The organism is Kitasatospora sp. NPDC059803 (genome assembly GCF_042732255.1).
GTDB lineage: Bacteria > Actinomycetota > Actinomycetes > Streptomycetales > Streptomycetaceae > Kitasatospora.
This window is the reverse complement of the sequence record NZ_JBHWIJ010000442.1, coordinates 1-5,005: the sequence shown is the minus strand read 5'-3', so window position 1 is coordinate 5,005 and position 5,005 is coordinate 1. Positions and strand designations below refer to the sequence as shown.

At 75.5% G+C, this 5,005-nt stretch carries 4 protein-coding genes and 1 pseudogene; 1 reads left to right on the top strand and 4 read right to left on the bottom strand.

Annotated features, from left to right (window positions below):
- The 3 genes from ACFV6I_RS37630 to def all read right to left on the bottom strand — a co-directional run.
- A partial coding sequence (locus ACFV6I_RS37630) for a transcription antitermination factor NusB (protein ID WP_380430582.1) occupies positions 1-750 on the bottom strand: 750 nt, incomplete at its 3' end.
- A gap of 89 nt (positions 751-839) precedes the next feature.
- On the bottom strand, positions 840-1,784 hold the full coding sequence (gene fmt / locus ACFV6I_RS37625) for a methionyl-tRNA formyltransferase (RefSeq protein WP_063346749.1): 945 nt from the start codon (positions 1,782-1,784) through the stop codon (positions 840-842).
- Positions 1,785-1,854: 70 nt separating this feature from the next.
- A complete protein-coding gene (def, locus tag ACFV6I_RS37620) occupies positions 1,855-2,400 on the bottom strand; it encodes a peptide deformylase (protein WP_063346750.1) in 546 nt (181 codons plus the stop codon).
- A 323-nt stretch (positions 2,401-2,723) separates the two neighbouring features.
- Here def and ACFV6I_RS37615 point away from each other — a divergent pair.
- A pseudogene (locus tag ACFV6I_RS37615) lies at positions 2,724-3,188 on the top strand (hypothetical protein); the annotation flags it as partial.
- Positions 3,189-3,471: 283 nt separating this feature from the next.
- On the opposite strand, the gene ACFV6I_RS37610 reads toward ACFV6I_RS37615, so the two are convergent.
- Positions 3,472-5,005, bottom strand: a 1,534-nt coding sequence (locus ACFV6I_RS37610) for a primosome assembly protein PriA (protein WP_380430580.1), incomplete at its 5' end; no start/stop codon positions are given.

Below are 5,005 nucleotides of genomic sequence, written 5' to 3'. Positions count from 1 at the left end.
GTCGCCGCATTGGTCGCGCCGAAGCGCTAAGGGGTACACGCGGCCGGTTTGGGCCTCTGGAAGCGCGTCGTCTAGTTCGCCGACGTCGACCCGGCCGGGGCGGGCGACGAGGGTCACCTCGGGCCGCTCGTTGTCGGCGCGCAGCAGGTCCTCCAGGGCGCTGCGCCCGGAGGCGTCGGGCTGCCAGCGGCCGAGCGAGTCCCAGAGCGCGGAGACGACCCAGCGCGGGTGCGAGTGGACGACGGCGAGGTGGTCCTCGGCGTCCTTCTCGTACGGCGGGGCGACCTTCTCGATCCAGGCGTCCAGGTCGTGGGCGCTGATCCGGCGCAGGACGGCGTTGACGAACTTGGCCTTGCCGTCGCCGAGCACCACCCGGGCCAGCTCGACGGTGGCCGAGACCGCCGCGTGGCTGGGGATGCGGGTGGTGAGCAGCTGGTGGGCGCCGAGCGAGAGCACGTCCAGGACCGGCGGGTCGACCTTGCTGAGCGGCCGGTCGATGCAGGCGGCGATGATCGCGTCGTAGGTGCCCTGCAGGCGCAGGGTGCCGTAGACGAGTTCGGTGGCGAGGGCGGCGTCGCGCCGGTCCATGCCCTTCTGCTCGGCTTCGCGGAGCAGCGACGGCAGGATCAGGTTGGCGTACGCGTCGCGCTCGTCGACGGCGCGCAGCGCGCGGAACGCGACGATCCGGGCCGGGTCCTTCTTCGGGCGGCGGTGCGGGCGGGGGGCGCGCTGGGCGCTGGGGGTGGTCACAGGGTGCCTCAAGGTGCTGCGGTGGTTATCGGTGGCTATCAGACGATTATCAGTGGTTATCAGACGAACAGTAACGCTAAACCTGAGCCTCAGCCCTCGGAGCCGAAGCGCTCCCCGGACTCCAGCCGCGCCCCGCGCGCCCAGTCCGCCGCCCGCATCTCCTTCTTCCCCTGCGGGCGGACCTCCCCGAGTTCGACCTCGTGGCTGCCCGTCCCGACCCGCACGCTGTTCTTGCCGACCACGGCCAGCTCCCCGGGCGCCAGGGCGGACGAGTCGGTCAGCAGCTTCACCGGCCCGGTGATCTTCAGCCGCTCGCCGCGGAACTCCGTCCAGGCGCCGGGCGCCGGGGCGCAGCCGCGCACCACGCGGTCGATCCGCAGGGCGGGGTGGCTCCACTCGATGCGCGCGTCCTCGACGGTGATCTTCGGGGCGAGCGTGACGCCCTCGGCCGGCTGCGGGAGGGCGTGCAGGGAGCCGTCCTCGATGCCGTCCATGGTGGCGGTGAGCAGTCGCGCGCCGGACACCGAGAGGCGGGTGAGCAGTTCGCCGCTGGTGTCGGTCGGGCGGATCTCCTCGGTGATCACGCCGTAGACCGGACCGGAGTCCAGGCCCTGCTCGATCAGGAAGGTGGCCGCGCCGGTGACCTCGTCGCCGGCCAGCACCGCGTGCTGGACGGGGGCCGCGCCGCGCCAGGCGGGCAGCAGCGAGAAGTGCAGGTTGACCCAGCCGTGCTTGGGGATCTCCAGCGTGCCGGGGCGCAGCAGCGCGCCGTAGGCGACCACCGGGCAGCAGTCGGGGGCGAGTTCGGTGAGCCGGGCGACGAACTCCGGGTCGCTGGGCTTCGCCGGCTTGAGGACCTCGATCCCGGCCTCCTCGGCGCGCTGGGCGACGGGGCTGGCGACCAGCTTGCGCCCTCGCCCGGCGGGGGCGTCGGGGCGGGTGACCACCGCGACGACCTCGTGCCGGTCGGAGGCGAGCAGGGCGTCCAGGGCGGGAACGGCGACCTCGGGGGTGCCGGCGAAGACGAGACGCATCAAGTGCCTTTCTGCAAGAAGACGTTGGAGATCAGAGGGTTCAGCGCCAGAGGGTTCGGCGCCAGAGGGTTCAGCGCGCGGCGCCGAACGTGCTGTGCGGGGAGACCTTGACGACCGGCGCGGGCGCGCCGCCCCAGTCGGTGTCGCGGATCGCCTTCAGCGCGGCCTTGCGCTGCTCGCGGTCGAGCCGGTCGATGAAGATGATGCCGTCGAGGTGGTCGGTCTCGTGCTGGATGCAACGGGCGAGCAGCTGGGTGCCCTCCAGGGTGACCGGATCGCCGTACATGGTGAAGCCCTTGGCGACCACGCCGTAGGCGCGCTTGGTGTCGTAGCGCAGGCCGGGCAGCGAGAGGCAGCCCTCGGGGCCGTCCTGCTCCTCCTCGGTCAGCGACAGGTCCGGGTTGATCAGGTGCCCGGTGACGCCGTCCACGTGGTAGGTGAACACCCGCAGGGAGACGCCGAGTTGGGGCGCGGCGAGGCCTGCACCAGGGGCGTTGAGCATGGTTTCGGTGAGGTCGCCGACCAGGGTGCGCAGTTCCTTGTCGAACGTGGTCACCGGCTGGGCGGTGGCCCGCAGGACGGGGTCTCCGAAGAGCCGGATCGGCTGGATCGCCATGGGGTACGGGCTCCTGTCCGTCGAGGGTGCGGGGCTGCGGGCAACTACGGGTTCCCGGCAAGTCTATGCAACGCACCCGGCCCGCCGCCCATGCCCTCACACCGCCCCTCGCGCGGCCCCTCGCCGCCCCTCGCACCACCCTTCGCGCGGCCCCGAACGCCCCTCCCCCACCCCGGCACCGGCTTCTGGCATATCCCGAGTCTGCCCGGCGGCGTTACCCCGGCCCCCGCTTCGGCGTTGGTCAAGTGAGATTGACCGGGGCCGGGCGCACGGGACACCGCGCCCCGGCCGAGCTGAACCGTACGGAAGGTGGCACGTAGGCCATGGCCGAGCAGATCAATCACGACGCCCGGGCGCGGGCAAGCCTGCACCTGCTGGTGCGGGACATCGAGCGGGTGAGGCGGCAGGTCGACGCGCTGCGGACGCTCACCGCCCAGTTGGGCAACGTCTATCGTCCGCGCCGGCCCAGCACGTCGGCCGGCTTCGTGGTGTACGGACGGGCGCCCGCGCCGACCGTGCGCCTGGCGCAGGAGCTGAGGGAGAGCGTGGAGACCCTGGTCGCGGCGGCGGTCGAGTTCGACCGGGCGCTGGGCTTCTCCTGGGACTCGGTGGGCTCGGCCCTCGGGGTCACCAAGCAGGCCGTGCACCGCCGGTACGGGATGCGCCGCCCGACCAGCGAACTCCTCGCCGCCAGCGGTGCCGTCCCGGGCCAGGGCCGCCCGGACCGCTCGGAGGAGCTGCCCGCCGTGCCGTCCAGCGGCCTGGCGGCGACCGTCCCGGCGGCCCGCCAGGGCGGCCTGGACCGCAGCAGCCTCGACCGCAACGCCCTGGAGCGCGGCAACCTCGAACGCAACGCCCTCGACCGCAACACCCTGGACCGCGGCAACCTCGACCGCACCGCCCCGGAGCGCGGCCCCCTCGACCGCCCCCCGGCCGACCGCACCACCCCCGAGCGCACCCCGATCGACCGCACCCCGATCGACCGCACCGGCATCCCGCTGCGCGGCTGACGCCGCCGTCCGACCAGCGCCATCCGGGGCGGGGTGGCCACTCACCCCGCCCCCGCCGGCCTCACCCGATGTCGGTCGGATCCACCCGCACCCGGACCGCCTCCGGCGTCCGGAGCGCGATCCGCGCGATCTGCGCCGCCTTGAGGGCCGCCGCCAGCGCCGCCCCCTGCCCGGGCGGCACCCGCAGCAGCGCGCGCTCCTGTTCCTCCCCGCGCAGGGCCGGGGCCGGTACCGGCCCGAGCACGTCCGCCTCCGAGGGCAGCCGGATCAGCCCCAGCAGGTCGGCCACGGCCGCCGGGCTGCCGCTGACCGACGCCATCCGCGACACCGGCGGGAAGTGCAGCTGCGCCCGCTCGTCGCGTTCCAGCCCGGCGTGGCCCAGCGGGTCCCAGCGGACCAGGGCCTGCACCGGCCGCGCCGACGGCTCGGCGACCACGACCACCGAGCCGCCCTCCTCGGCGGACCGGACCAGCGCGGCGGCCGCCAGCCAGAGCCGCAGCGTCTCCTCCCCGGCCCGCAGGTCGGGCCGGCCGAGCAGCGCCCAGCCGTCCAGCAGCAGCGCGGCCCCGTACCCGGTGCCACCGTCCACCACCGGCTCCGCACCGGGCGTGGAGATCACCAGCGACGGCTCGTCCGGGACGGTGGCCAGCACCGCGTCCCGTCCGGAGGTGCGCACCGGGATCCGCGGGAACGCCTTGCCCAGTTCCTCCGCCGTGCGCCGGGCGCCGACCACTTGGGCGCGCAGCCGGAACGAGCCGCACTCGGGGCAGTGCCAGTCCGTCTCCGCCTCCCCGCACCAGCCGCAGTTCAGCGCGGCGTCGGCCGCGGGCGCCTCCAGCGGGCCCTCGCACCGCCGGCACCGGGCGGGGGTGCGGCAGCGCGCGCAGGACAGCCGGGGCACGTAGCCGCGCCGGGGCACCTGGATGAGCACCGGGTGTCCGGCGGCCAGTGACTCCCGGGCGGCCTCCCAGGCCACCGAGGGCAGCCGGGCGGACTGGGCGGCGCCGTCGCGGTGCTGGTCCTGGTCGGTGACGGTCCGCACCCGCGGCGCGATCCGGCGCACGGTCTCCCGGTCGGCGGTCAGCGGGCGGGCCCACCCGGTGCTGACCAGCTGCGCGCCCTCCACCGTGACGGCGTGGCCGCCGAGCAGCACGGCCGCGCCCTCTTCGGCGGCGCGCAGCAGCGCGACCTCGCGCACGTGCGGGTGCGGGGCGCGCGGGTCGCTGTGGCTGTTGTCGCCGTCGGACCAGACGACGACCAGCCCGAGGTCGCGCACCGGCGCGAACATGGTGGCGCGGGTGCCGATCACGGCGTGCACCGAGCCGCGGCTCACCGCCAGCCAGCGCCGGTAGCGCTCGCGCGGGCCGAGGTCGGCCTCCAGGGCCACGTGCCGGCCCGCGCCGAGCAGTTCGGTGAGCGCCTGGTCGACCCGGGCCACCGACCGCCCCTCGGGCAGCACGACGAGCGCGCCGCGCCCGCCCGCCAGCGGGGCGGCGTCGGGGCGCGCGATGTGGTTCGGCCCGCCGGGGGCGGGGGGGGGCGCCCAGACGGGGCGCGGCGCGCCCCCGGGGGGGCGCGCGGCGGGGTAGTGTGGC

Coding starts and splice junctions, on each gene's coding strand:
- fmt (WP_063346749.1), bottom strand. CDS start 1,784: ATGCGTCTCGTCTTCGCCGGCACCCCCGAGGTCGCCGTTCCCGCCCTG.
- def (WP_063346750.1), bottom strand. CDS start 2,400: ATGGCGATCCAGCCGATCCGGCTCTTCGGAGACCCCGTCCTGCGGGCC.